Origin of the sequence: Pseudomonas sp. J380 (genome assembly GCF_009827115.1) — a bacterium.
Lineage (GTDB): Bacteria > Pseudomonadota > Gammaproteobacteria > Pseudomonadales > Pseudomonadaceae > Aquipseudomonas > Aquipseudomonas paracarnis.
On record NZ_CP043060.1, the window covers coordinates 6,012,018 to 6,036,412 of the forward strand.

A 24,395-nucleotide genomic window follows, 5' to 3' on the forward strand; every position below is an offset into this window, starting at 1 on the left:
AGGATGATGGCTATCAAGGTTTTATTGGTGGAAGACGATCGCGCCCTGCGTGAAGCATTGGCTGACACGCTGCTGTTGGCGGGCCATGACTACCGTGCGGTCGGCTCTGCCGAGGAAGCCTTGGAGGCGGTCGAGCAGGAAACCTTCAGCCTGGTGGTCAGCGATGTGAATATGCCCGGCATGGACGGCCACCAGTTGCTCGGCCTGCTGCGGGTGCGCCAGCCGCAACTGCCGGTGCTGCTGATGACCGCCCATGGCGCGGTGGAGCGGGCGGTGGATGCCATGCGTCAGGGCGCGGCGGATTACCTGGTCAAGCCGTTCGAACCCAAGGCGTTGATCGAACTGGTCGCCCGGCATGCCCTGGGCGTAATGCCCGCAGCCGACGGCGATGGCCCGATTGCCTTTGAGCCGGCCAGCGCGCAATTGCTTGAACTGGCGGCGCGGGTGGCGCGCAGTGATTCCACTGTGCTGATTTCCGGCGAGTCCGGCACCGGTAAAGAAGTGCTGGCGCGTTATATCCACCAGCAATCGGGCCGTGCCAAACAACCGTTCATTGCGATCAACTGCGCGGCGATCCCCGACAACATGCTGGAAGCCACCTTGTTTGGCCATGAAAAGGGCTCGTTCACCGGCGCCATCGCGGCCCAGGCCGGCAAGTTCGAACAAGCCGACGGCGGCACCATTCTGCTCGACGAAATCTCGGAAATGCCCCTGGGCCTGCAAGCCAAGTTGCTGCGTGTGTTGCAGGAGCGTGAAGTGGAGCGCGTGGGGGCACGCAAGCCGATCCAGCTGGATATCCGCGTGGTTGCCACCACCAACCGCGACCTGGCGGGCGAAGTGGCGGCGGGGCGCTTCCGTGAAGACCTCTTCTACCGGTTGTCGGTGTTCCCGCTGGCCTGGCGCCCATTGCGTGAGCGCCCGGCGGATATCATCCCCTTGGCCGAGCGCCTACTGAACAACCACGTCAAAAAAATGAAGCATGCCCAGGCGCGGTTGTCGCCCGAGGCCCAGGCGTGCCTGGTCAATTACCCATGGCCGGGCAACGTGCGCGAGTTGGATAATGCCATACAGCGTGCGCTGATTTTGCAGCAGGGCGGCTTGATCCAGCCGCAGGATTTCTGCCTGGCCATGGGTAATGGCGTTGCGCCGTTGCCGAGCCTGGCCCCGGCTCCAGTGGTCGCCGAGGCGGAATCGGCAGGCGCCCTGGGTGATGACCTGCGCCGCCGTGAATTTCAGATGATCATCGACACCCTGCGCGCCGAGCGTGGCCGCCGCAAAGAAGCGGCCGAGCGCCTGGGTATCAGCCCGCGTACCTTGCGCTACAAGCTGGCGCAGATGCGCGACGCCGGTATGGATGTGGAAGCGTATCTTTTCGCCACATGACCTCGCGCCAATGCCGTGTGTAGGAGCGAGCTTGCTCGCGAAGAACCCATAGGCGCCGCGGGCATTCTGGAAGCACGCGTTATCGTTGGCGTTTTTCGCGAGCAAGCTCGCTCCTACAAAAAACCGTGCGGTAAGAAGGGCCAAAAACGTGCGGTAACAAGTTCGACAAGCTTTGTCGCCTTTTCTTACGAGTTGCTCCAGAGCTGGCACCCTTGTTGCTACCACCCCTAGTAACCGCTGCGTAGTGTCAAAAAATTGCGGGTCGTCGGAGAGAGAAGGTCATGAGCCAGGGTATTGAGTTCAATCGGTTGATGTTGGATATGCGCGCCATGCAAATGGATGCCATGGCTCAACCGAAATCCGTCGCGCCAGCGCCGGAATTGGGCCAAAGCAATTTTGCCGACATGCTCGGTCAGGCAATCAATAAAGTCAGCGATACCCAGCAGGCGTCCAGCCAGTTGGCGACGGCCTTCGAGATCGGTAAAAGCGGTGTGGACCTCACCGATGTGATGGTCGCCTCGCAAAAGGCCAGTGTGTCCTTCCAGGCCTTGACCCAAGTGCGTAACAAGCTGGTTCAGGCGTATCAAGACATCATGCAGATGCCGGTTTAAGGACGAGATTTAAGTCATGGCTGAAGCAGTCTCCGACAACCTCCCCGCCAAGGCCGACGGCAAACCGCCGTTATTTGGCCTGTCGTTCCTGGAAAACCTCTCGGAAATGACCATGCTGCGTCAGGTGGGCCTGATGGTGGGCCTGGCCGCCAGCGTGGCGATTGGTTTTGCCGTGGTGCTGTGGTCGCAGCAACCCGATTACCGCCCCCTGTACGGCAGCCTGTCGGGCATGGATTCCAAGCAGATCATGGAAACCCTCGCCGCCGCCGACATCGCCTACACCGTGGAGCCCAACTCGGGCGCCTTGCTGGTCAAGGCTGATGACGTAGCCCGCGCGCGGATGAAACTGGCCGCCGCTGGCGTGGCGCCGTCCGACAGCAACATTGGTTTTGAAATCCTCGACAAGGACCAGGGCCTGGGCACCAGCCAGTTCATGGAAGCCACCCGCTATCGTCGTGGCCTGGAAGGCGAACTGGCGCGCACCATTTCCAGCCTCAATAACGTCAAGGCCGCCCGTGTGCACCTGGCGATTCCGAAAAGCTCGGTGTTCGTGCGTGACGAACGCAAGCCCAGCGCCTCGGTCTTGGTCGAGCTGTTTGCTGGCCGCTCCCTGGAGCCTGGCCAGGTACTGGCGATCGTCAACCTGGTTGCCACCAGTGTTCCCGAATTGAGCAAGTCGCAAATCACCGTGGTGGACCAGAAGGGCAACCTGCTGTCCGACATGGCCGAAAACTCCGCGCTGACCCAGGCCGGCAAGCAGTTCGACTACAGCCGCCGCATGGAAAGCATGCTCACCCAGCGCGTGCATAACATCCTGCAACCGGTACTGGGCAACGACCGCTACAAGGCTGAAGTGTCGGCCGACGTGGACTTCAGCGCCGTCGAGTCCACCTCCGAACAGTTCAACCCGGACCAGCCGGCCCTGCGCAGCGAGCAGTCCACCAGCGAACAACGCACCGCCAGCAATGGCCCCCAAGGTGTGCCAGGCGCCCTGAGCAACCAGCCACCCGCGCCGGCCTCGGCACCACAAACCACTGGTGGCGCCGCCGCCACGGCTGGCGCGATCCAGCCTGGCCAGCCGCTGTTGGACGCCAACGGCCAGCAGATCATGGACCCGGCCACCGGCCAGCCGATGCTTGCGCCATACCCTGCGGACAAGCGTAACCAGTCCACCAAGAACTTCGAACTCGACCGTTCCATCAGCCACACCAAGCAGCAGCAGGGCAAGATCAATCGCCTGTCGGTGTCGGTGGTGGTCGATGACCAGGTCAAGGTCAACCCTGCGGACGGCGCGGTGACCCGTGCACCGTGGACGGCTGACGAACTGGCGCGCTTCACCCGCCTGGTGCAGGACGCCGTTGGTTTCGACGCCAGCCGTGGCGACAGCGTCAGCGTGATCAACATGCCGTTCTCCGCCGAGCGCGGTGAAGTGATCGCTGACCCGGCGTTCTACACCCAGCCGTGGTTCTGGGACATCGTCAAGCAAGTGCTGGGGGTGCTGTTCATCCTAGTGCTGGTGTTTGGTGTATTGCGCCCGGTGCTCAACAACATCACTGGCGGCGGCAAGAAGCAACTGGCGCTGGCCGGTGGCGACGTCGAGTTGGGTGGCATGGGCGGCCTGGACGGCGAACTGGCCAACGACCGCGTCAGCCTCGGCGGCCCGCAAAGCATCCTGTTGCCAAGCCCGAGCGAAGGCTATGACGCTCAGTTGAACGCAATCAAGAGTCTGGTGGCAGAAGACCCGGGCCGTGTGGCTCAGGTCGTGAAAGAGTGGATTAACGCAGATGAATGATCGAGCCGCTGTGGCCAAGCTGTCCCGGGTCGACAAAGCCGCCGTGCTGCTGCTGTCCCTGGGTGAAACCGACGCCGCCCAAGTGCTGCGCCACATGGGCCCTAAAGAGGTCCAGCGAGTGGGCGTGGCCATGGCGCAGATGCGCAATGTGCACCGCGAGCAAGTCGAGCAGGTGATGAGCGAGTTCGTCGAGATCGTCGGCGACCAGACCAGCCTGGGCGTCGGCTCCGACAGCTACATTCGCAAGATGCTCACCTCGGCCCTGGGCGAAGACAAGGCCAACGGCCTGATCGACCGCATCCTGCTGGGTGGCAACACTAGCGGCCTGGACAGCCTCAAGTGGATGGAGCCGCGGGCAGTGGCCGACGTGATCCGCTACGAGCACCCGCAGATCCAGGCGATCGTGGTGGCCTACCTGGACCCGGACCAGGCCGGCGAAGTGCTCGGCCACTTCGACCATAAAGTGCGCCTGGACATCATCCTGCGTGTGTCGTCGCTGAACACTGTGCAACCGGCGGCGCTCAAGGAACTCAACACCATTCTGGAGAAGCAGTTCTCCGGCAATTCCAACGCCTCGCGCACCACCCTGGGTGGCATCAAGCGCGCAGCCGACATCATGAACTTCCTCGACAGCTCGGTCGAAGGCCAGTTGATGGACTCGATCCGCGAGATCGACGACACCCTGTCCGGCCAGATCGAAGACCTGATGTTCGTGTTCAACAACCTGGCCGATGTCGACGACCGTGGCATCCAGGCGCTGCTGCGCGAAGTGTCCTCGGACGTGCTGGTGCTGGCGCTCAAGGGCTCGGACGAAAACGTCAAAGAAAAAATCTTCAAGAACATGTCCAAGCGTGCGTCCGAATTGCTTCGCGACGACCTGGAAGCCAAGGGCCCGGTGCGCGTCAGCGACGTGGAAACCGCCCAGAAAGAAATCCTCACCATTGCCCGCCGTATGGCCGAAGCCGGAGAAATCGTTCTCGGCGGGAAGGGCGGCGAAGAAATGATCTAAGGCGCCTTGCATGTCGAATAAAGATGAGGCGCCCAGCGATCTGATTCGCGCGCGGGATGTCGGCGGCTTCGACATCTGGTCGCTGCCCAGTTTCGACCCCCATGTGCCGGAGCCTGAGCCTGAACCGGTTGAAGAACCTCCGGCAGAGATGGAAGAAGTGCCACTGGATGAAGTCCAGCCACTGACCCTCGAAGAGTTGGAAACCATTCGCCAGGAGGCCTACAACGAAGGCTTTGCGGCGGGGGAAAAAGACGGCTTTCGCAGCACCACCCTCAAGGTTCGCCAGGAGGCCGAGGTGGCGCTGGCCGCCAGGCTGGACAGCCTGGAGCGCTTGATGGGCAACCTGTTCGACCCTATCGCCGAACAGGACTCGCAGCTGGAAAAATCTATGGTTGGCCTGGTGCAGCACATTGCTCGTCAGGTGATCCAGCGCGAGCTGGTGCTCGATTCCAGCCAGATCGAAGGCGTGATGCGTGAAGCCCTCAAGCTGCTGCCCCTGGGCGTCGGCAATGTGCGGCTGTACATCAATCCGCAGGATTTCGAACAGGTCAAAGCCCTGCGCGAGCGCCATGAAGAAACCTGGCGCATCGTCGAAGACGCTTCGTTGCAGCCCGGTGGCTGCCGTGTCGAGACCGAACACAGCCGCATTGACGCGACGGTGGAAACCCGTATCAGCCAGATCATGGCCAAGTTATTTGATCAACTGCATGAACAGGCCCTGCATCCCGCCGAGCCTGACCTGAGCGTTGACCTGGACGCCACCGATGCGCCTTGATCGCACCAGCTTCGCCAAGCGCCTGGGCAGCTACGCCGAGGCCACTGAGTTGCCGGGCCAGCCGGTCCTCGAAGGGCGCCTGTTGCGTATGGTCGGCCTGACTCTCGAAGCCGAGGGCCTGCGCGCCGCAATGGGCAGCCGCTGCCTGGTGATCAACGACAACAGCTACCACCCGGTGCAAGTCGAAGCCGAGGTGATGGGCTTTTCGGGCAGCAAGATTTTCCTGATGCCGGTCGGCAGCCTCACCGGCATTGCCCCCGGCGCCCGCGTGGTACCGCTGGCCGACACCGGCCGACTGCCCATGGGCATGAGCATGCTGGGCCGCGTACTCGACGGTGCCGGCCGTGCGCTGGACGGCAAGGGCGGCATGAAGGCCGAAGACTGGGTGCCGATGGACGGCCCCACCATCAACCCGCTCAAGCGCAACCCCATCAGCGTGCCGCTGGATGTGGGCATTCGCAGCATCAACGGTTTATTGACGGTCGGTCGCGGCCAGCGCCTGGGCCTGTTCGCCGGTACCGGCGTGGGTAAGTCGGTATTGCTGGGCATGATGACGCGCTTTACCGAGGCCGACATCATCGTGGTGGGGCTGATCGGCGAGCGGGGCCGCGAAGTGAAGGAGTTCATCGAGCACAGCCTCGGTGAAGAAGGGCTCAAGCGTTCTGTTGTCGTCGCTTCTCCGGCAGACGATGCACCGCTGATGCGCCTGCGTGCGGCGATGTACTGCACGCGCATCGCCGAATATTTCCGCGACAAGGGCAAGAACGTCCTGTTGCTGATGGACTCGCTCACGCGTTTCGCCCAGGCCCAGCGCGAGATCGCTTTGGCCATCGGTGAGCCGCCGGCTACCAAGGGTTACCCCCCGTCGGTATTTGCCAAGCTGCCCAAGCTGGTAGAGCGTGCCGGTAATGCCGAAGCCGGCGGTGGCTCGATCACCGCGTTCTATACCGTGTTGTCTGAAGGCGACGACCAACAGGACCCGATTGCCGACTCGGCCCGGGGCGTGCTCGACGGCCACATCGTGCTGTCGCGGCGCCTGGCGGAAGAGGGGCATTACCCAGCCATCGATATCGAAGCGTCCATCAGCCGGGTGATGCCGGCGGTGGTCACGCCGGAGCATATGGCCCGTGCCCAGCAGTTCAAGCAGCTGTGGTCGCGTTACCAGCAAAGCCGTGACCTGATCAGCGTCGGCGCCTATGTGGCCGGTGGCGACCGCGACACCGACCTGGCCATCGCCTTGCAGCCGCAACTGGTGACCTACCTGCGCCAGGGTCTCAACGACAAGATCACCATGGGCGAGAGCCAGTCGCACTTGCAGTCCATCTTCGCCCCGGCGCCGGGCGGCTAATCCATGGCCAACAGCCGCGCCGCACGCCTGGCCCCGGTGGTGGACATGGCCGAAAAGGCCGAGAAAGCCGCCGTACAGCGCCTGGGCTACTTCCAGGGCCAGGTGCGGTTGGCCCAAAGCAAGCTGGGCGACCTGGAGCGTTTTCGTGGCGAGTACCAACAACAGTGGATCGAGCGCGGCAGCCAGGGTGTTTCTGGCCAGTGGCTGATGGGGTACCAGGGCTTTCTCAATCAGCTTGAAACCGCCGTCGGCCAGCAACGCCAGAGCCTGGCCTGGCACGAGACCAACCTCGACAAAGCCCGCGAGGCTTGGCAACAGGCGTTTGCCCGGGTCGAGGGGCTGCGCAAGCTGGTGCAGCGCTACATCGACGAAGCGCGAGCCATCGAAGACAAGCGCGAGCAAAAACTGCTCGATGAATTGTCCCAGCGCCTTCCCCGCCCAGAACAGTTCTAACCGGCACCACAAATCCAGTGTGGGAGCTGGCTTGCCTGCGAAAGCGGTGGTTCAGTTAAAGATTCAGTGGCTGACACGCCGCCACCGCAGGCAAGCCAGCTCCCACAGTTGATTCACTGTGTTGCTCAGATGCTCTTCAACTGCTACACCTTGTGTCTAGTGCAATGACAAGGAAGCAGTCACATGTCAGTCGAGTCAGAAGTATCCCTGGACGGGAAGAAGTTGACGATCGCAATCAAGGGCCGGTTCGATTTCGGCAGCCACCAGGCGTTTCGGGAAGCCTACGAGCGTTTCTACAAGGTCCCCGAGACCTATATCGTCGACCTCAAGGATGCCACCTATATGGACAGTTCAGCCCTCGGCATGCTGCTGTTGCTACGGGATCATGCCGGCGGTGATGACGCCGAAGTCAGAGTGATCAACAGCAGCAACGACGTGCGCAAGATCCTCGCCATCTCCAACTTCGACAAACTGTTCGATATCAATTGAGCGCCCTGGCCCCTGTCCTGGAGGCGCTGACCATCCTGATCGCCGAAGACAGCGCCGCCGACCGCCTGTTGCTGGCGAGCATCATCCGCCGCCAGGGCCATCAGGCGCTGACTGTCAGCAATGGCGCCGAAGCGATTGAGGTGTTTGCCCGCGAGCGTCCGCAACTGGTGTTGATGGACGCACTGATGCCGGTCATGGATGGCTTTGAAGCCGCGCGGCAGATCAAGCAACTGGCGGGGGAGGCGCTGGTGCCGATCATCTTCCTCACGTCGCTGCGCGAAAGCGAAGCCCTGGCCCAGTGCCTGGACGCCGGCGGCGATGACTTTCTGCCCAAGCCCTATAACCCCTTGATCCTGGCGGCCAAGATCAACGCCATGGACCGCCTGCGCCGCCTGCAAGCCACGGTTTTGCAACAGCGTGACCTGATCGCCAGGCATCACGAACACCTGATGCATGAGCAGCGGGCGGCCAAGGCGGTGTTCGACAAGGTCGCCCATTCCGGTTGCATCAACGCCGCGCCGAATATCCGCTACCTGCAATCGCCTTATGCGTTGTTCAACGGTGACCTGTTGCTGGCGGCCTACACACCGTCCGGCGATATGCACGTGCTGCTAGGGGATTTCACTGGCCATGGCTTGCCGGCCGCCATCGGCGCCATGCCCCTGGCCGAGGTGTTCTACGGCATGACCGCCAAGGGCTATGGCCTCACGCAGACCCTGCGGGAAATGAACGCCAAGCTCAAGCGTATCCTGCCGGTAGACATGTTCTGCTGTGCCACCTTGCTGTGCCTGAGCGCCCAGCGGCGTGCGGTGGAGGTGTGGAACGGCGGCATGCCCGAAGGCTATGTGCATGAAGTCGCCACGGGCAGGCGCACGCCATTGATGTCGCGGCACCTGCCGTTGGGGGTGTTGTCGGCAGAGGCGTTCGATGACAGCACCGAGGTCTGGCCCATGGCGTTGGGCGACCGGGTATTCCTGCTCTCCGACGGCGTGCTGGACACCGCTGACGCCAACGATCAACTGTTCGGTGCCGAGCGCTTGCAGCAGGTGTTCGCCGCCAACCGCGAGCCCGACCGCCTGTTCGAGGACATCGAGCAGGCCCTGGCGGCCTTTCGCGGCCAGGCGCGCGATGACGTCAGCATGGTCGAGATCACGTTGCAGGCGGGCCAACCCTTGCGGGCGGCAGAACCGATGTATGCCGACAGCGGCCAGTCGTGCCCGCTGGATTGGTCGGTGAGTTTCGAATTCCGCGCCCAGACGCTCAGGACTTACAACCCGCTGCCGTACCTGCTGCAGCTGCTGTTGGAGATCCACGGCCTGCGCGAGCAGAGCGGGGCGCTTTACAGTGTGATGGCCGAGTTGTATTCCAACGCGCTGGAGCATGGCGTGCTGGGCCTGGACTCACGCCTCAAGCGCGATGCCCAAGGGTTTGCGCAGTATTATCGCCAGCGCCATGAGCGCCTGGCGCAGTTGGACAGCGGCTATGTGCGCGTGCATATGCAGGTGGTGCCCACCGACAAGGGCGGCAAACTGACCTTGCGCCTCGAAGACAGCGGGCAGGGTTTTGATGTGGAGCAAGAGCTGGCGCGCCCCGTGGACATCGACCGTCTGTCTGGTCGGGGACTGAGCCTGGTGCGTCAACTGAGCAGCGCTGTAGGCTGGTCCGATGGCGGGCGCACTGTCTGCGTGGAGTTTTGTTGGGCGGCTCTGGCATAATCCGCCGATTCTTGATCAAGGAGCGAGCAAGTGGCTGAGATTCATATGGACCCCGAGGTGTTGTCGGGTTTGCAGGAAGTCATGGAAAGCGAATACCCCACGCTGCTGGACACCTTTCTGCATGATTCTGAAGAGCGCGTGCAAGCGCTGCGCAAGGCGCGGGACGACGCCAAGACGTTGGGGCGCATCGCACACAGCTTCAAGGGCAGCAGTGGCAACTTGGGGGCGCTGCGGTTGGCAACGTTGTGTGAGCGGTTGGAGACCGAGTCCTTCAAGTCTGCTTCCGACTTGGGGGCGTTGGTGGATCAGATTGATCGTGAGTTTGCGCTGGTTCGGCCGCTTTATGAGCATGAACGGGAGCGGTTTTCTGGGGTTTGATATTTTATCGGCCTGACTTGGCCCGACTCTTGCTCTACCTCCACAGACTGCATTCCCGACCCCATGCAGTGGAGACCCTTACTTATGCCAGTCGCTCCCAATTCGCTTCTTCAGGCTGCCGCTGCGGCCAAGCCTCAAGCGCCGGCCGCCACGCCTGCCGTAGCGCCTGCGGCTCCGCGGGACAAGGGCGCTGGCTTCGCTCAAGTGTTTGCCAAGCAAGCTGCCAAGCCGCAGGCCAAGAGCGACGACGCGCCAGCCAAACCGGTGCGCGACAAGGCTTCTGATGCCAGCGCCAAACCGGCCGCCGGCGACGATAAACCTGCCGCCAGCGCGCCAGCGGTTGCCGATAGCGGCAATCCCTTGCCTGCCAAGCCGGCCAAGAGCGACGACCACGCTGACAGTGAAGGCGAGCAACCTGCCGACCCGTCCCTGGCGTTGCAACCGGTTGCCGACCCGGCGCTGGTTGCTACCGTGACGCCTGTGGCGGTGCCTGTGCCGGTACAAGCGCCTGCCGTCACGGCCGCAGATGACAACGCCCAGCCGCTCATTGCGGTAACCGAGGAGCCCAAGCAGCCAACCTTCGACCCTGAGGCCGACCCGCTGGATTCGATGCCGGCCGTGCGCCTGGCGATGGAGCAGGGCGGTCATGTTTCGGCCAGCAGCCAGGCGCCGCAGAAAGCCGCGCCCACCACTCAGGACCAGCCGACCGCCGCGCAGAGTTTTGCCGCCGGCCTGGCCAACATGGTCGACCAGCAAGCCACCAAGGACAGCACCGACCAGGGGGGCGACAAGGCCTTCGGCGCGCTGATCGATGACGGCCTCAAGGACCTCAAGAACGCCAGCAGCGACACCCGTGTGGATGACTTCGCCAACCGCCTGGCTGCGCTGACCCAGGCGGCCACGCCGAAAACCGCGAATGCCTTGCCGCCCGTCCCCAATGCGCCCCTGGCCATGCACCAGAGCGGCTGGACCGAGGAGGTGGTCAACCGCGTAATGTACCTGTCCAGCGCCAACCTCAAGTCGGCCGAGATCCAGTTGCAGCCCGCTGAGCTGGGGCGCCTGGACATCAAGGTCAACATGACGGCGGACCAGCAGGCCCAGGTCAACTTCATGAGCGGCCATGCGGTGGTGCGTGAAGCGCTGGAAAGCCAGTCTGGCCGTTTGCGCGAGATGTTTGCCCAGCAGGGCATGGGGCAGGTGGATGTGAATGTCTCCGACCAGTCGCGGGGCCAGGACCAGCAGCAACAGCAGAGCCAGGCGCGAGGCGTCAGTAGCAGCGGCAGGCGCGCTGACAGCGGCGACGCCGGTGGCCCTGTGGATGTGGCCGAAGTGGCAGCGCCCGTGAGCCAGAGCGTGATCGGCTCCAGCGCCGTCGACTACTACGCCTGACTTCCTGCTCAAACCCGGTCAGTGGCTGATCGTTCCCACGCTCTACGTGGGAATGCCGCCCCGGACGCTCCGCGTCCCGAAGTCGGCGATGTTTTCGACCATTGCACACGGTGACGCGAAGCGTCACAAGATGCATTCCCACGCAGAGCGTGGGAACGATCATCTTCCTGCGCCTGCCAGACAACTCTGGCATAACACTTGCTCTTGCCTTGCCATAGATCTACGAATCCCCGAATAGTGACGGATTATTGGCATGGCGAAGAGCGACGACGCAGCAACTCCCCCCGCAGGCAAAGGCAAGCTCAAGCTGATCCTGTTGATTGTGCTGGGCCTGCTCCTGGCGATCGGTGCCTCGGTGGGCGGCACCTGGTACATCATGCACAGCAGTGCGAGTAAACCGGCGCCCACCGCCGAAACTGCCACGAACGTCAAGCAACCGGCAATCTTCGAGCAGATGCTTCCGGCCTTTGTCGCCAACTACAACCAGAATGGTCGTCAACGCTACCTGCAGGTGAGCATCACCTTGCTGGCGCGCAACCAGGCGGACCTGGATGCCCTCAAGGTGCATATGCCGGTGATCCGCAACAACCTGGTGATGCTGTTCTCCGGGCAGAGCTTCGACAGCCTGGCCACGCCAGTCGGCCAGGAAATGCTGCGCCAGAAGGTCACTGCCAGCGTGCAGGAAGTGGCCCAGAAAGAACTCGGCAAAGTCGTGGTCGAGCAGGCGCTCTTCACTAACTTCGTATTGCAGTAGGATCACGACATGGCCGTGCAAGACCTGCTGTCCCAGGATGAAATCGACGCGCTGTTGCATGGCGTGGACGATGGTCTGGTACAGACCGAAATGGCTGCCGAACCCGGCAGCGTCAAAAGTTATGACCTGACCAGCCAGGATCGCATCGTGCGGGGACGCATGCCGACCCTGGAGATGATCAACGAACGCTTTGCCCGCTACACCCGCATCAGCATGTTCAACATGTTGCGCCGCTCGGCGGACGTGGCCGTGGGCGGCGTGCAGGTGATGAAGTTCGGTGAATACGTGCACTCGCTGTACGTGCCCACCAGCCTCAACCTGGTCAAGATCAAGCCGTTGCGCGGTACCGCGCTGTTCATCCTCGACGCCAAGCTGGTGTTCAAGCTGGTGGACAACTTCTTCGGTGGCGACGGCCGTCACGCCAAGATCGAAGGGCGTGAATTCACCCCCACCGAACTGCGGGTGGTGCGCATGGTGCTGGAGCAGGCCTTCATCGACTTGAAGGAAGCCTGGCAGGCGATCATGGAAGTCAATTTCGAGTACATCAACTCGGAAGTGAACCCGGCCATGGCCAACATCGTCGGCCCCAGCGAGGCCATTGTGGTGTCGACCTTCCACATCGAACTCGATGGCGGTGGCGGCGACCTGCACGTGACCATGCCTTACTCGATGATCGAACCGGTGCGCGAAATGCTCGACGCCGGCTTCCAGTCCGACCTCGACGATCAGGACGAACGCTGGGTCAAGGCCCTGCGCGAAGACCTGCTGGACGTCGACGTGCCGCTGAGCGCCACCGTGGCCCGCCGTCAGTTGCGCCTGCGGGATATTTTGCACATGGCGCCTGGGGACATCATCCCCGTCGACTTGCCGGAAGAGTTGATCATGCGCGCCAACGGCGTGCCGTCATTCAAGGTCAAGCTCGGTTCCCACAAGGGCAACCTGGCGCTGCAAGTGGTTGAGCCGATCAACCGCCGCTGATTCAACCCCAATTCATGATTGTTTGCTGCGCCGAGGACATGTAATGGCTACCGAACACGAAAACACTTCCGCCGAAGACCAGGCCCTGGCTGACGAGTGGGCTGCGGCCCTGGAAGAAACCGGCGATGTTGGCCAGGACGACATCGACGCGCTGCTGGCCGCCGACGCCGCCACCGCGCCGGCCGGCAACCGCCTGGCCATGGAAGAATTCGGCAGCGTGCCGAAGAACAACGACCCGGTGAGCCTCGATGGCCCGAACCTGGATGTGATCCTCGACATCCCGGTGTCGATTTCCATGGAAGTGGGCAGCACCGAAATCAACATCCGCAACCTGTTGCAGCTCAACCAGGGCTCGGTGATCGAACTGGACCGCCTGGCCGGCGAGCCATTGGACGTGCTGGTCAACGGCACCCTGATTGCCCATGGCGAGGTGGTGGTGGTCAACGAGAAGTTCGGCATCCGCCTGACCGACGTGATCAGCCCGAGCGAACGCATCAAGAAGTTGCGCTGAGATGAAGTACTCGATGGCGGGACTGTTGCTGGCGCTGCCATTGAGCGCCTTGGCGGCCGAGCCGGTGGCGCAGGTGGCTGCGGCGCCAGCGGTCGGCAGCGTCGGCGGGCAGTTGACGCAACTGGTGCTGGGCCTGTTGCTGGTGATCGGCCTGATCTTCCTGCTGGCCTGGTTGATGCGCCGCGTGCAGCGCATCGGCCCGGGCAACGGCCAGGTGATAGAGCTGGTGGGCTCGCGCGCCCTCGGCCCGCGTGATCGGCTGGTGCTGGTGCAAGTGGGCGAAGAGCAGATCCTGCTCGGCATCACCCCCGGCCGCATCACCCCGCTGCATGTACTCAAGACCCCGGTGGACGCGGTCAAGACCGAAGCCGCCACGCCAGAATTCGCCCAGCGCCTGATGGAGTTGCTGGGCAAGGATCAGAAGGATAAGAAGTAATGCGCGTTTTGTTGACGCTCATGCTGTTGCTGGCCGCGCCGATGGCCCTGGGCGCCGACCCGTTGTCGATCCCGGCGATCACCCTGGGCACCAACGCGGCGGGCGCCCAGGAATATTCGGTCAGCCTGCAGATCCTGCTGATCATGACGGCGCTGAGTTTCATCCCAGCGTTCGTCATGCTGATGACCAGCTTTACGCGGATCATCATCGTCTTCTCGATCCTGCGCCAGGCCCTGGGCCTGCAGCAGACGCCGTCGAACCAGATCCTCACCGGCATGGCACTGTTTTTGACACTGTTCATCATGGCGCCGGTGTTCGACAAGGTGAACCAGCAAGCCCTGCAACCTTATCTGGCGGAAAAGCTCACAGCCCAGGATGCCATCGACAAGGCCCAGGGCCCGATCAAGGACTTCATGCTGTCGCAAACCCGCTCCAGCGACCTTGAGCTGTTCATGCGCCTGTCCAAGCGCACCGACATCGCCACCCCGGACCAGGCACCGCTGACCATCCTGGTACCCGCGTTCGTCACCTCCGAATTGAAGACCGCGTTCCAGATCGGTTTCATGATCTTCATCCCGTTCCTGATCATCGACTTGGTGGTGGCGAGCGTGTTGATGGCCATGGGTATGATGATGCTGTCGCCGCTGATCATCTCGTTGCCGTTCAAGATCATGCTGTTTGTGCTGGTGGACGGTTGGGCGCTGATTATTGGCACCTTGGCCGGCAGTTTCGGAGGGGTATAGCGCTATGACGCCAGAAGTCGCCGTCGACCTGTTCCGTGAAGCGCTGTGGCTGACCACCCTGATGGTCGCCGTGCTGGTGGTGCCGAGCCTGTTGGTGGGCCTGCTGGTGGCGATGTTCCAGGCCGCCACCCAGATCAACGAACAAACCCTGAGCTTTCTGCCGCGCCTGCTGGTGATGCTGGTGACCCTGATTGTCGCCGGCCCGTGGTTGGTGCAAACCTTCATGGAATACATCCTGCAGTTGTACGGCAGTATTCCGCAGTTGATCGGCTGAGCCGATGCAATCCTTGCTGGCCTTGACCGACACCCAGATCAGTACCTGGGTAGCCTCGTTCATCCTGCCGCTGTTTCGCGTCACGGCGATGCTGATGGCCATGCCGGTGTTCGGCACCACCCTGGTACCGCGTCGTGTGCGCCTGTATTTCGCGGTGGCGATCACCGTGGTAATCGTGCCTGGCCTACCGCCGATGCCGCCGGTGAACGCTCTCGACCTGAGCGCCTTGCTGCTGATTGCCGAACAGATTCTGATCGGTGCCATGCTGGGGTTTTCCCTCATGCTGTTCTTCCAGGCTTTTGTGATCGCCGGGCAAATCATCTCGATCCAGATGGGCATGGGCTTCGCGTCCATGGTCGACCCCACCAACGGCGTGTCGGCGGCGGTGATAGGGCAGTTCCTGACCATGCTGGTGACCTTGCTGTTTCTGGCCATGAACGGTCATCTGGTGGCGTTCGAAGTCTTGACCGAAAGCTTCACCACCTTGCCGGTGGGCTCGGGGTTGGTGGTCAACCATTTCTGGGAGCTGGTGGGGCGCCTCGGCTGGGTACTGGGGGCTTCGCTGTTGCTGGTGCTGCCGGCGATCACTGCGCTGCTGGTGGTCAATATCGCCTTCGGCGTGATGACCCGTGCGGCGCCGCAACTGAATATCTTCTCGATTGGTTTCCCGCTGACCCTGGTGTTGGGTATGGGGATTTTCTGGGTCGGCCTGGCTGACATTCTCAATCAGTATCAACCGCTGGCCACCGATGCCTTGCAGTTCTTACGTGACCTGGCACGGGCGCGCTGAGCCATGGCCGAGAGCGAGAGTGGTCAGGACAAAACAGAAGACCCCACGGAGAAACGTAAAAAGGACTCCAGGGAAAAGGGCGAGATCGCGCGTTCCAAAGAGCTCAACACCTTCGCCACCATGATCGCCGGTGCAGGCGCCTTGCTGATCTACGGCGGTGGCCTGGCGCTGGACCTGCTGGAGATGATGAAGCACAACTTCAGCTTGCCGCGCGAAGTGTTGCTCAACCCCGATGCCATGGGCCAGTACCTGCTGCACTCGGGCAAAATCGCGCTGCTGGCGGTGCAGCCGATCCTGATCACCTTGTTGCTGGCCGCGCTGATCGGCCCGGTGGCCCTCGGCGGTTGGCTGTTTGCCGCGGGCAGCATGGCGCCCAAGTTCAGCCGCATGAACCCGGGGGCGGGGCTCAAGCGCATGTTTTCCGCCAAGGCCCTGGTGGAATTGCTCAAGGCCCTGGCCAAGTTTTTCCTGATTCTGTTCGTGGCGCTGGCGGTGTTGTCGTCCGATATCGACGATTTGCTGCGCATTGCCCATGAGCCGCTGGAATCAGCGATCATCCACAGCGTGCAAGTGGTGGGCTGGAGTGCGCTATGGATGGCGGCCGGGCTGATCCTCATCGCCGCCGTGGATGCGCCGATCCAGTTGTGGGAAAGCCACAAGAAACTGCTGATGACCAAGCAGGAAGTGCGCGACGAGCACAAGGACCAGGAAGGCCGCCCCGAGGTCAAGCAACGCATCCGCCAACTGCAGCGGGAAATGTCCCAGCGCAAGATGATGGCCTCGGTGCCCGACGCCGATGTGGTCATCACCAACCCGACTCACTACGCCGTAGCGCTTAAGTACGACCCGGAGAAGGGCGGCGCACCGATGCTGCTGGCCAAGGGCAGTGATTTTACCGCGTTGAAAATCCGCGAAATTGCGGTGGCCAACGACATTCTGTTATTGGAGTCGCCAGCATTGGCGCGCTCGATTTTCTACTCCACCGATCTGGACCAGGAAATCCCCGCCGGCTTGTACCTGGCCGTTGCACAGGTACTGGCCTACGTTTACCAAATCCGTCAATACCGCGCCGGCAAGGGCAAGCGGCCTGATCCGCTCAAGGATTTGCCGATCCCGCCGGACCTGCGTCGCGATTCTTGAACGCTCCTACAGTGGTGTGTTGTTTACCTGTCAACTTTGACAGTAGCCATTACGCCGCCTTCACTGTTTGATACAGCGATGAGGCGTGCAGCTCTGCACGACTCGGGAGGCGGTGATGGATAGGGGTACGGTCAGGTGGTTTGATGCGGTCAAAGGCATCGGCTTTATTGCCCGGGATCGCGATGGCAACGAGGTTGCCGTCCAGTCGACAGGCGCTCAACACGGTAACGTTCCTCCCACCCCTCCCAAACCGCGAAAACCCCGCAAGCGCAAGAAACCCTCGGATGCATGAATCTTCTGCTGTTCCGCCGCTACCACCCATCGGTAGCTCACGTCTACCTGTCAACTCTGACAGTAGCCAAAGGATGCTTCCCGTTGTTTTATGACTGAACCAAGCACTGCGCGTATGTAGTAAACGAGATGCAGGGAGAGCGGGATTGAAGGTGGCTACAGGGACTGTCAAATCCTATGACCGGGTCAGGGGCGATTGGCTGATCGAATTGGATGATGAGGCAGAAGAGGTATTTATCAATCGCAAGGATTGGCGTTGCACAGCGCTGTCGGTGGGTAAGCAACTGAGGTTTCAAATGGTCCATCGGCCCAAGGGCATCTATGCGTTGCCCGTCAGGGGGCATCACCGGGGTTGGTTGGGGTCTGAGTGAGGGTAAGGAGAGCAAAAATGGCAACGGGTACTGTGAAATGGTTTAACGCGGAGAAGGGGTTTGGCTTTATTGCCCCGGAGGATGGGGGGGATGACGTTTTCGTCCATTACTCGGCAATCCAGTCGCAGGGGCAAAAAAACCTGGATGAAAACCAAAAAGTAGAATTTGACATCACGCAAGGGCCAAAAGGCCCTCAGGCTGAGAATGTGCGGCCAGTTTAAAAACTGGATCACATGTGGGAGCTGGCTTGATCGTTCCCACGCTCCCGCGTGGGAACGCATCGCGTGACGCTCTGCGTCACCCTTGCAGAGTGCTCAAGTCGTGCGCCTGGCTCGGGACGCGGAGCGTCCCAGGCGGCATTCCCACGCAGAGCGTGGGAATGATCCAGGGAGCCGCGTTATTGTTCTAGCCTCAGGTATCAAGCCTCTTGATCGTTCCCACGCTCCCGCGTGGGAGCGCATCGCATGACGCTCTGCGTCACCCTTGCAGAGTGCTCAAGTCGTGCGCCTGGCTCGGGACGCGGAGCGTCCCAGGCGGCATTCCCGCGCAGAGCGTGGGAATGATCGAGGGAACCGCGTTATTGTTCTAGCCTCAGGTATCAAGCCTCTTGATCGTTCCCACGCTCCCGCGTGGGGAACGCATCGCGTGACGCTCTGCGTCACCCTTGCAGAGTGCTCAAGTCGTGCGCCTGGCTCGGGACGCGGAGCGTCCCAGGCGGCATTCCCGCGCAGAGCGTGGGAATGATCCAGGGAACCGCGTTATTGTTCTAGCCTCAGGTATCAAGCCTCTTGATCGTTCCCACGCTCCCGCGTGGGAACGCATCGCGTGACGCTCTGCGTCACCCTTGCAGAGTGCTCAAGTCGTGCGCCTGGCTCGGGACGCGGAGCGTCCCAGGCGGCATTCCCGCGCAGAGCGTGGGAATGATCGAGGGAACCGCGTTATTGTTCTAGCCTCAGGTATCAAGCCTCTTGATCGTTCCCACGCTCCCGCGTGGGGAACGCATCGCGTGACGCTCTGCGTCACCCTTGCAGAGTGCTCAAGTTGTGCGCCTGGCTCGGGACGCGGAGCGTCCCAGGCGGCATTCCCACGCAGAGCGTGGGAATGATCGAGGGAACCGCGTTATTGTTCTAGCCTCAGGTATCAAGCCTCTTGATCGTTCCCGCGCTCCCGCGTGGGAACGCATCGCGTGACGCTCTGCGTCACCCTTGCAGAGTGCTCAAGTCGTGCGCCTGGCTCGGGACGCGGAGCGTCCCAGGCGGCATTCCCACGCAGAGCGTGGGAGTGATCGAGGGAACCGCGTTATTGTTCTAGCCTCAGGTATCAAGCCTCTTGATCGTTCCCACGCTCCCGCGTGGGAACGCATCGCGTGACGCTCTGCGTCACCCTTGCAGAGTACTCAAGTCGTGCGCCTGACACACCGCATCGCAGGCAAGCCAACTCCCACACTTGAATCGGTTTACCACTCGAAAATCGGCCCCGAAAGCAAAGTTGGAAGGCTTCTTGCAACCCCGCCTCCAAGTCGCCTTCCAGCGTCAAAACTTTGCTTCAAGGACCCGAGGAATACCGGTGGTAGATCGCTCTCAAATGCTCAACACGGCCCGTGGCACCCTGACTGACCTGTCGCGGGGCAATCTGGGTGTGCCGTTGTTGTTGCTGGTGATGCTGGCAATGATGATGTTGCCGATGCCGCCGTTCCTGCTCGACGTGTTCTTTACCTTCAACATTGCCCTGTCCGTCGTTGTGTTGCTGGTGTGCGTGTACGCCTTGCGGCCGCTGGATTTCGCGGTGTTCCCGACGATTCTGCTGGTGGCGACCCTGCTGCGTCTGGCATTGAACGTCGCTTCCACGCGGGTGGTGATGCTCCACGGCCAGGACGGCCACGCCGCCGCCGGCAAGGTAATCCAGGCCTTCGGTGAGGTGGTCATCGGCGGTAACTACGTGGTCGGTATCGTGGTGTTCGCGATCCTGATGATCATCAACTTCGTCGTGGTGACCAAGGGCGCCGGGCGGATTTCCGAGGTGAGCGCGCGGTTTACCCTCGACGCCATGCCCGGCAAGCAGATGGCCATCGACGCCGACCTCAACGCCGGCCTGATCGACCAGGGCCAAGCCAAGGCCCGTCGGGCGGAAGTCGCCCAGGAAGCCGAGTTCTACGGCTCCATGGACGGTGCCAGCAAGTTTGTGCGCGGCGACGCCATCGCCGGCCTGTTGATTCTGTTCATCAACCTGATCGGCGGTGTGGCCGTCGGTATGTTTCAGCACGGCATGACATTCGGCGATGCCGGCAAGGTGTATGCCTTGCTGACCATCGGTGACGGTTTAGTGGCGCAATTGCCATCACTGTTGTTATCCACAGCGGCGGCCATCATGGTTACCCGTGCTTCGGGCTCCGAAGACATGGGCAAGCAGATCAGTCGGCAGATGTTCGCTTCGCCCAAGGCCCTGGCCGTGGCGGCGGGCATCATGGCGATCATGGGCATTGTGCCGGGCATGCCGCACTTCTCGTTCCTGAGCATGGCGGCCCTGGCGGGTGGTGCGGCGTACCTGTTCTGGAAAAAGCAGAACCAGGTCAAAGTCCAGGCCCAGCAGGAAATCGCCCGTCAACAGGAGCTGCTGCCATCCCCGGCCCGCGCCCAGGAAACCAAGGAGTTGGGCTGGGACGACGTCACGCCCATCGACATGATCGGCCTGGAAGTCGGTTACCGCCTGATCCCGCTGGTCGACCGCAACCAGGGTGGGCAACTGCTGGCGCGGATCAAGGGTGTGCGCAAGAAGCTGTCCCAGGACCTGGGTTTCTTGATGCCCACTGTGCATATCCGTGACAACCTCGACCTGGCCCCCAGCGCTTATCGCCTGACCCTGATGGGGGTAATCCTGGCCGAAGCCGAGATCTACCCGGACCGCGAACTGGCGATCAACCCCGGCCAAGTGTTCGGTACCCTCAACGGCATTACCGCCAAAGATCCGGCTTTCGGCCTGGAAGCGGTGTGGATCGAAGTCAGCCAGCGCAGCCAGGCGCAGTCCCTCGGTTACACCGTGGTGGATGCCAGCACCGTGGTCGCCACGCACCTCAACCAGATTCTCTACAAGCACTCCCACGAGTTGATCGGCCACGAGGAAGTCCAGCAATTGATGAGCTTGCTGGCCAAATCGTCGCCAAAACTGGCCGAAGAGCTGGTGCCTGGCGTGCTGTCACTGTCGCAGTTGCTCAAGGTGTTGCAAGCGCTGTTGGCCGAACAGGTGCCCGTGCGCGACATTCGCAGCATTGCCGAGGCCATCGCCAACAATGCCGCCAAGAGTCAAGATACTGCCGCTCTGGTGGCGGCGGTGCGTGTCGGCGTGTCCCGCGCAATCGTGCAAAGCATTGTAGGGACTGAGTCGGAGCTGCCTGTGATCACCCTGGAGCCCAGGTTGGAACAAATATTGCTCAATAGTATTCAGAAGGCAGGGCAAGGCCAGGAAGAGGGCGTTTTACTGGAGCCAAGCATGGCTGAAAAGCTGCAGCGTTCGTTGATCGACGCCGCACAGCGCCAGGAAATGCAGGGCAATCCGGTGATCCTGCTGGTGGCCGGCCCGGTTCGCGCGATGTTGTCGCGGTTCGGACGCCTGGCTGTACCGAATTTGCACGTGTTGGCTTACCAGGAAATTCCTGACAATAAGCAAGTGACTATTGTCGCGACAGTTGGGCCCAATGGCTGAGGTAGTGGGTTATGCAAGTTAAGCGTTTTTTCGCCGCCGATATGCGTCAGGCCATGAAACTGGTCCGTGATGAGCTGGGCGCCGATGCCGCGATTATCGGTAACCGTCGGATTGCCGGCGGTGTCGAGCTGACGGCTGCCTTGGATTACACGCCCCAGGCGCTGGCCCCGCGCGTGCCAAACATGGAGCTCGAAGACGAGCTGCGCAAGACCGCCTCGCGCATTGTGTCGGCCCAGGCTGAACTGAGCATGCGTGGCGACAGCGATGCCAGCACCAATCGCCAGCTGTTTGCCGGCCTGCCGCTGACCGCCGCGGAGCCGCTGGTTGAACCCACCTTTGTCGAACCGCCGCGTCCTGCAGCGCCTGCCCCGGCTGCCGCAGTTGACCAGCGCGTGATTGACTCGATGCGTTTTGAACTCAACGGCCTGCGTGAATTGCTCGAAGTGCAGCTCGGCTCGCTGGCCTGGACCCAACTGCAAGGCAGCAAGCCGCAGCAAGCCAACCTCTGGCGTCGCCTGCAACGCATCGGCCTGTCCGGCCCGTTGTCCCGCGACCTGCTGGCCTTGACCGCTGAAGTCGAGGAGCCGCGCCAGGCCTGGCGCATGCTGCTGGCGCACTTGGCGCGCATGATTGCCACGCCGGAAATCGAACCCCTGGAAGAGGGCGGTGTAATCGCCATGGTCGGCCCCGCCGGCATGGGCAAGACCACCACCCTGGCAAAGCTGGCGGCCCGTTACGTGCTTAAATACGGCGCGCAGAATATCGCCCTGGTGAGCATGGACAGTTACCGTATCGGCGCTCAGGAGCAGCTCAAGACCCTGGGCCGCATCCTCAACGTGCCGGTAACCCATGTTGACCCGGGCCAGTCCCTGGCCAATGCCCTCGACCCGTTGCTGCGCAAGCGCGTGGTGCTGATCGATACCGCCGGCCTGCAAGCCAGTGATCCGGCGCTGCGCATGCAGCTCGAAAGCCTGGCCGGGCGAGGCATCAAGTCAAAAAATTACCTGGTGCTTGCAACCACCAGCCAGAAACAGGTTCTTACCGCTGCTTATCACAGTTACAAGCGTTGCGGCCTGGCCGGTTGCATCCTCACCAAGCTCGATGAAACCGCGAGCCTGGGCGAGGTGTTGAGCCTGGCCATCAGCCATGAATTACCGGTTGCCTACCTCACCGACGGGCCGCGGATCCCGGATGATCTGCATCTGCCGCGCCGTCATCAGTTGGTCAGCCGTGCCGTGAGTGTGCAAATGCAAGACGAGCCTAGCGAGGAAGCGATGGCCGATATGTTCGCCGACCTTTACCACCACCCGGCTAAACGGGTGGGTTGAGGCAGGATGAACACCGTGAAATGTACCTACATCGATGGTCTGCAAGCGATTCACGCGGCCAAGCCATGTAGCCTGCGTCTAAGCAAGACAAGGTAAAGAAATAAAATGGGCAGCATGCATCCCGTACAGGTGATCGCGGTGACCGGCGGCAAAGGTGGCGTCGGGAAAACTAACGTGTCAGTGAATTTGTCCCTGGCCCTGGCAGAGCTTGGCCGTCGCGTCATGCTGCTGGATGCTGACCTGGGCTTGGCGAACGTGGACGTTCTGCTGGGGCTGACACCCAAACATACCCTGGCCGATGTGATCGAAGGCCGTTGTGAGCTGCGCGACGTGCTGCTCCAGGGCCCCGGAGGCATTCGCATCGTGCCGGCGGCCTCGGGCACCCAGAGCATGGTGCACCTGAGCCCCGCGCAGCATGCTGGGCTGATCCAGGCGTTCAGCGACATCGGCGACAACCTCGACGTGCTGGTGATCGACACCGCCGCCGGGATCGGCGAGTCGGTGGTCAGCTTTGTGCGCGCAGCGCAGGAAGTGCTGTTGGTGGTGTGCGACGAACCCACCTCCATCACCGACGCCTACGCGCTGATCAAGCTGCTTAACCGTGACTACGGCATGAACCGCTTTCGCGTGTTGGCCAACATGGCCCAGAGCCCGCAGGAAGGGCGCAACCTGTTCGCCAAGTTGACCAAGGTCACGGATCGCTTCCTCGATGTGGCCTTACAATACGTCGGCGCAGTTCCCTATGACGAGTGTGTGCGCAAGGCCGTGCAAAAGCAGCGTGCGGTCTACGAAGCGTTCCCTCGTTCGAAATGCGCACTGGCGTTCAAGGCCATTGCCCAGAAGGTCGATACCTGGCCGTTGCCCGCCAACCCGCGGGGGCATCTGGAGTTTTTCGTCGAGCGTTTGGTGCATCAGACGAGCGCAGGACCGGTGCTATGACATCCAGCGGCTACAACCTTTACAAAAAGTCGGCACGTGACAGCCAGGGCGAATTGATCGAGCGCTATGCGCCGTTGGTCAAGCGCATTGCCTATCACCTGTTGGCGCGCCTGCCCGCGAGTGTGCAGGTCGAAGACTTGATCCAGGCCGGCATGATCGGCCTGCTTGAAGTCTCGACCAAATACGACGCCAGCAAGGGTGCCAGTTTCGAAACGTATGCGGGTATCCGTATCCGTGGCGCGATGCTCGATGAAGTGCGTAAAGGCGATTGGGCGCCGCGTTCGGTACACCGCAATACGCGCATGGTCAGCGATGCAATTCGTGCAATTGAAGCAAAAACCGGTCGTGACGCTAAAGATCATGAAGTTGCGGCCGAACTCCAATTGAGTCTCGACGATTACTACGGGATTTTGAACGATACCTTGGGCAGCCGCCTGTTCAGTTTCGACGACCTTTTACAGGACGGCGAGCACGAAGGGCTGCACGAGGACGGCGCGAGCGCGCATACGGAGCCGTCGCGCGACCTGGAAGATGAACGTTTCCAGGGCGCGTTGGCCGATGCAATCGCCAATTTGCCAGAGCGTGAGCGGCTGGTGCTGGCGCTGTACTACGACGAAGAGCTGAACCTCAAGGAAATCGGTGAGGTACTGGGGGTCAGCGAATCGCGTGTCAGCCAGTTGCATAGCCAGTGCGCAGCCCGCTTGCGGGGCCGATTGGCCGAGTGGCGCGCGCGCTGACAGGCAGTGTGGGGGCACTGCAGACGCTGCCGTGAGATCGCAAGGTTTCGCGGCTATGTGCC

Annotated in this window: 24 protein-coding genes; all 24 read left to right on the forward strand. The window is 61.8% G+C overall.

From position 1 onward, the window contains the following. Positions 1–6: 6 nt before the first annotated feature. The 24 genes from FXO12_RS27505 to fliA all read left to right on the forward strand — a co-directional run bounded on the left by FXO12_RS27505 (position 7) and on the right by fliA (position 24,333). Entirely contained in the window at positions 7–1,383 is a 1,377-nt protein-coding gene (locus FXO12_RS27505) for a sigma-54 dependent transcriptional regulator (RefSeq protein ID WP_034127042.1), read from the forward strand. Positions 1,384–1,664: 281 nt separating this feature from the next. Next, the gene (gene fliE / locus FXO12_RS27510) at positions 1,665–1,994 is read left to right on the forward strand and encodes a flagellar hook-basal body complex protein FliE (protein WP_003192959.1); all 330 of its coding nucleotides are present in this window, start codon (positions 1,665–1,667) and stop codon (positions 1,992–1,994) included. A gap of 16 nt (positions 1,995–2,010) precedes the next feature. Next, complete coding sequence (fliF, locus tag FXO12_RS27515) at positions 2,011–3,786, forward strand: flagellar basal-body MS-ring/collar protein FliF (protein WP_014719351.1); 1,776 nt, start codon at positions 2,011–2,013, stop codon at positions 3,784–3,786. Further along, on the forward strand, positions 3,779–4,795 hold the full coding sequence (gene fliG, locus FXO12_RS27520; RefSeq protein WP_003192957.1) for a flagellar motor switch protein FliG: 1,017 nt from the start codon (positions 3,779–3,781) through the stop codon (positions 4,793–4,795). Before fliF ends, fliG begins: the two co-directional genes overlap by 8 nt. A 10-nt stretch (positions 4,796–4,805) precedes the next feature. Next, the gene (fliH, locus tag FXO12_RS27525) at positions 4,806–5,570 is read left to right on the forward strand and encodes a flagellar assembly protein FliH (protein WP_057976940.1); all 765 of its coding nucleotides are present in this window, start codon (positions 4,806–4,808) and stop codon (positions 5,568–5,570) included. Continuing rightward, positions 5,560–6,918: a flagellar protein export ATPase FliI gene (fliI, locus tag FXO12_RS27530; protein ID WP_034126786.1), complete on the forward strand. Its 1,359-nt coding sequence runs from the start codon at positions 5,560–5,562 to the stop codon at positions 6,916–6,918. Before fliH ends, fliI begins: the two co-directional genes overlap by 11 nt. Before the next feature lie 3 nt (positions 6,919–6,921). Further along, the gene (gene fliJ / locus FXO12_RS27535) at positions 6,922–7,371 is read left to right on the forward strand and encodes a flagellar export protein FliJ (RefSeq protein WP_034126787.1); all 450 of its coding nucleotides are present in this window, start codon (positions 6,922–6,924) and stop codon (positions 7,369–7,371) included. Positions 7,372–7,554: 183 nt separating this feature from the next. Continuing rightward, positions 7,555–7,860, forward strand: coding sequence for an STAS domain-containing protein (locus tag FXO12_RS27540; RefSeq protein ID WP_034126788.1), 306 nt, complete (start codon positions 7,555–7,557; stop codon positions 7,858–7,860). Beyond that, on the forward strand, positions 7,857–9,575 hold the full coding sequence (locus tag FXO12_RS27545; protein WP_057976942.1) for a fused response regulator/phosphatase: 1,719 nt from the start codon (positions 7,857–7,859) through the stop codon (positions 9,573–9,575). The genes FXO12_RS27540 and FXO12_RS27545 overlap by 4 nt, the downstream gene beginning before the upstream one ends. Positions 9,576–9,605: 30 nt before the next feature. Continuing rightward, on the forward strand, positions 9,606–9,953 hold the full coding sequence (locus FXO12_RS27550; RefSeq protein ID WP_014719347.1) for an Hpt domain-containing protein: 348 nt from the start codon (positions 9,606–9,608) through the stop codon (positions 9,951–9,953). A gap of 84 nt (positions 9,954–10,037) precedes the next feature. Next, positions 10,038–11,342: a flagellar hook-length control protein FliK gene (locus tag FXO12_RS27555; RefSeq protein ID WP_057976944.1), complete on the forward strand. Its 1,305-nt coding sequence runs from the start codon at positions 10,038–10,040 to the stop codon at positions 11,340–11,342. 253 nt (positions 11,343–11,595) lie between these two features. Next, the gene (gene fliL / locus FXO12_RS27560; protein ID WP_019818373.1) at positions 11,596–12,096 is read left to right on the forward strand and encodes a flagellar basal body-associated protein FliL; all 501 of its coding nucleotides are present in this window, start codon (positions 11,596–11,598) and stop codon (positions 12,094–12,096) included. Positions 12,097–12,105: 9 nt separating this feature from the next. Then, a complete protein-coding gene (fliM, locus tag FXO12_RS27565; protein WP_014719344.1) occupies positions 12,106–13,074 on the forward strand; it encodes a flagellar motor switch protein FliM in 969 nt (322 codons plus the stop codon). 43 nt (positions 13,075–13,117) lie between these two features. Further along, a complete protein-coding gene (fliN, locus tag FXO12_RS27570) occupies positions 13,118–13,585 on the forward strand; it encodes a flagellar motor switch protein FliN (RefSeq protein ID WP_003192941.1) in 468 nt (155 codons plus the stop codon). Between the two features lies 1 nt (position 13,586). After that, a complete protein-coding gene (fliO, locus tag FXO12_RS27575) occupies positions 13,587–14,021 on the forward strand; it encodes a flagellar biosynthetic protein FliO (RefSeq protein WP_034126791.1) in 435 nt (144 codons plus the stop codon). Beyond that, positions 14,021–14,764, forward strand: coding sequence for a flagellar type III secretion system pore protein FliP (fliP, locus tag FXO12_RS27580; protein ID WP_003192937.1), 744 nt, complete (start codon positions 14,021–14,023; stop codon positions 14,762–14,764). The genes fliO and fliP overlap by 1 nt, the downstream gene beginning before the upstream one ends. Before the next feature lie 4 nt (positions 14,765–14,768). Then, on the forward strand, positions 14,769–15,038 hold the full coding sequence (fliQ, locus tag FXO12_RS27585) for a flagellar biosynthesis protein FliQ (RefSeq protein WP_003192936.1): 270 nt from the start codon (positions 14,769–14,771) through the stop codon (positions 15,036–15,038). Positions 15,039–15,042: 4 nt separating this feature from the next. Continuing rightward, the gene (gene fliR / locus FXO12_RS27590) at positions 15,043–15,828 is read left to right on the forward strand and encodes a flagellar biosynthetic protein FliR (protein WP_034126792.1); all 786 of its coding nucleotides are present in this window, start codon (positions 15,043–15,045) and stop codon (positions 15,826–15,828) included. Positions 15,829–15,831: 3 nt separating this feature from the next. After that, complete coding sequence (flhB, locus tag FXO12_RS27595; protein WP_054920172.1) at positions 15,832–16,968, forward strand: flagellar biosynthesis protein FlhB; 1,137 nt, start codon at positions 15,832–15,834, stop codon at positions 16,966–16,968. A 679-nt stretch (positions 16,969–17,647) separates the two neighbouring features. Then, positions 17,648–17,851 carry a cold-shock protein gene (locus FXO12_RS27605; protein WP_054920168.1) on the forward strand — a complete coding sequence of 68 codons (204 nt, stop codon included), beginning with the start codon at positions 17,648–17,650 and terminating at the stop codon, positions 17,849–17,851. Positions 17,852–19,214: 1,363 nt separating this feature from the next. Continuing rightward, on the forward strand, positions 19,215–21,329 hold the full coding sequence (gene flhA / locus FXO12_RS27610; RefSeq protein ID WP_060772681.1) for a flagellar biosynthesis protein FlhA: 2,115 nt from the start codon (positions 19,215–19,217) through the stop codon (positions 21,327–21,329). A gap of 11 nt (positions 21,330–21,340) precedes the next feature. Further along, complete coding sequence (gene flhF / locus FXO12_RS27615; protein ID WP_003192914.1) at positions 21,341–22,657, forward strand: flagellar biosynthesis protein FlhF; 1,317 nt, start codon at positions 21,341–21,343, stop codon at positions 22,655–22,657. 105 nt (positions 22,658–22,762) lie between these two features. Further along, on the forward strand, positions 22,763–23,596 hold the full coding sequence (gene fleN / locus FXO12_RS27620; RefSeq protein WP_003192912.1) for a flagellar synthesis regulator FleN: 834 nt from the start codon (positions 22,763–22,765) through the stop codon (positions 23,594–23,596). Next, positions 23,593–24,333, forward strand: a complete 741-nt coding sequence (gene fliA, locus FXO12_RS27625; protein WP_003192909.1) for an RNA polymerase sigma factor FliA — start codon at positions 23,593–23,595, stop codon at positions 24,331–24,333. The genes fleN and fliA overlap by 4 nt, the downstream gene beginning before the upstream one ends. The last annotated feature ends 62 nt before the right edge of the window (positions 24,334–24,395 follow it).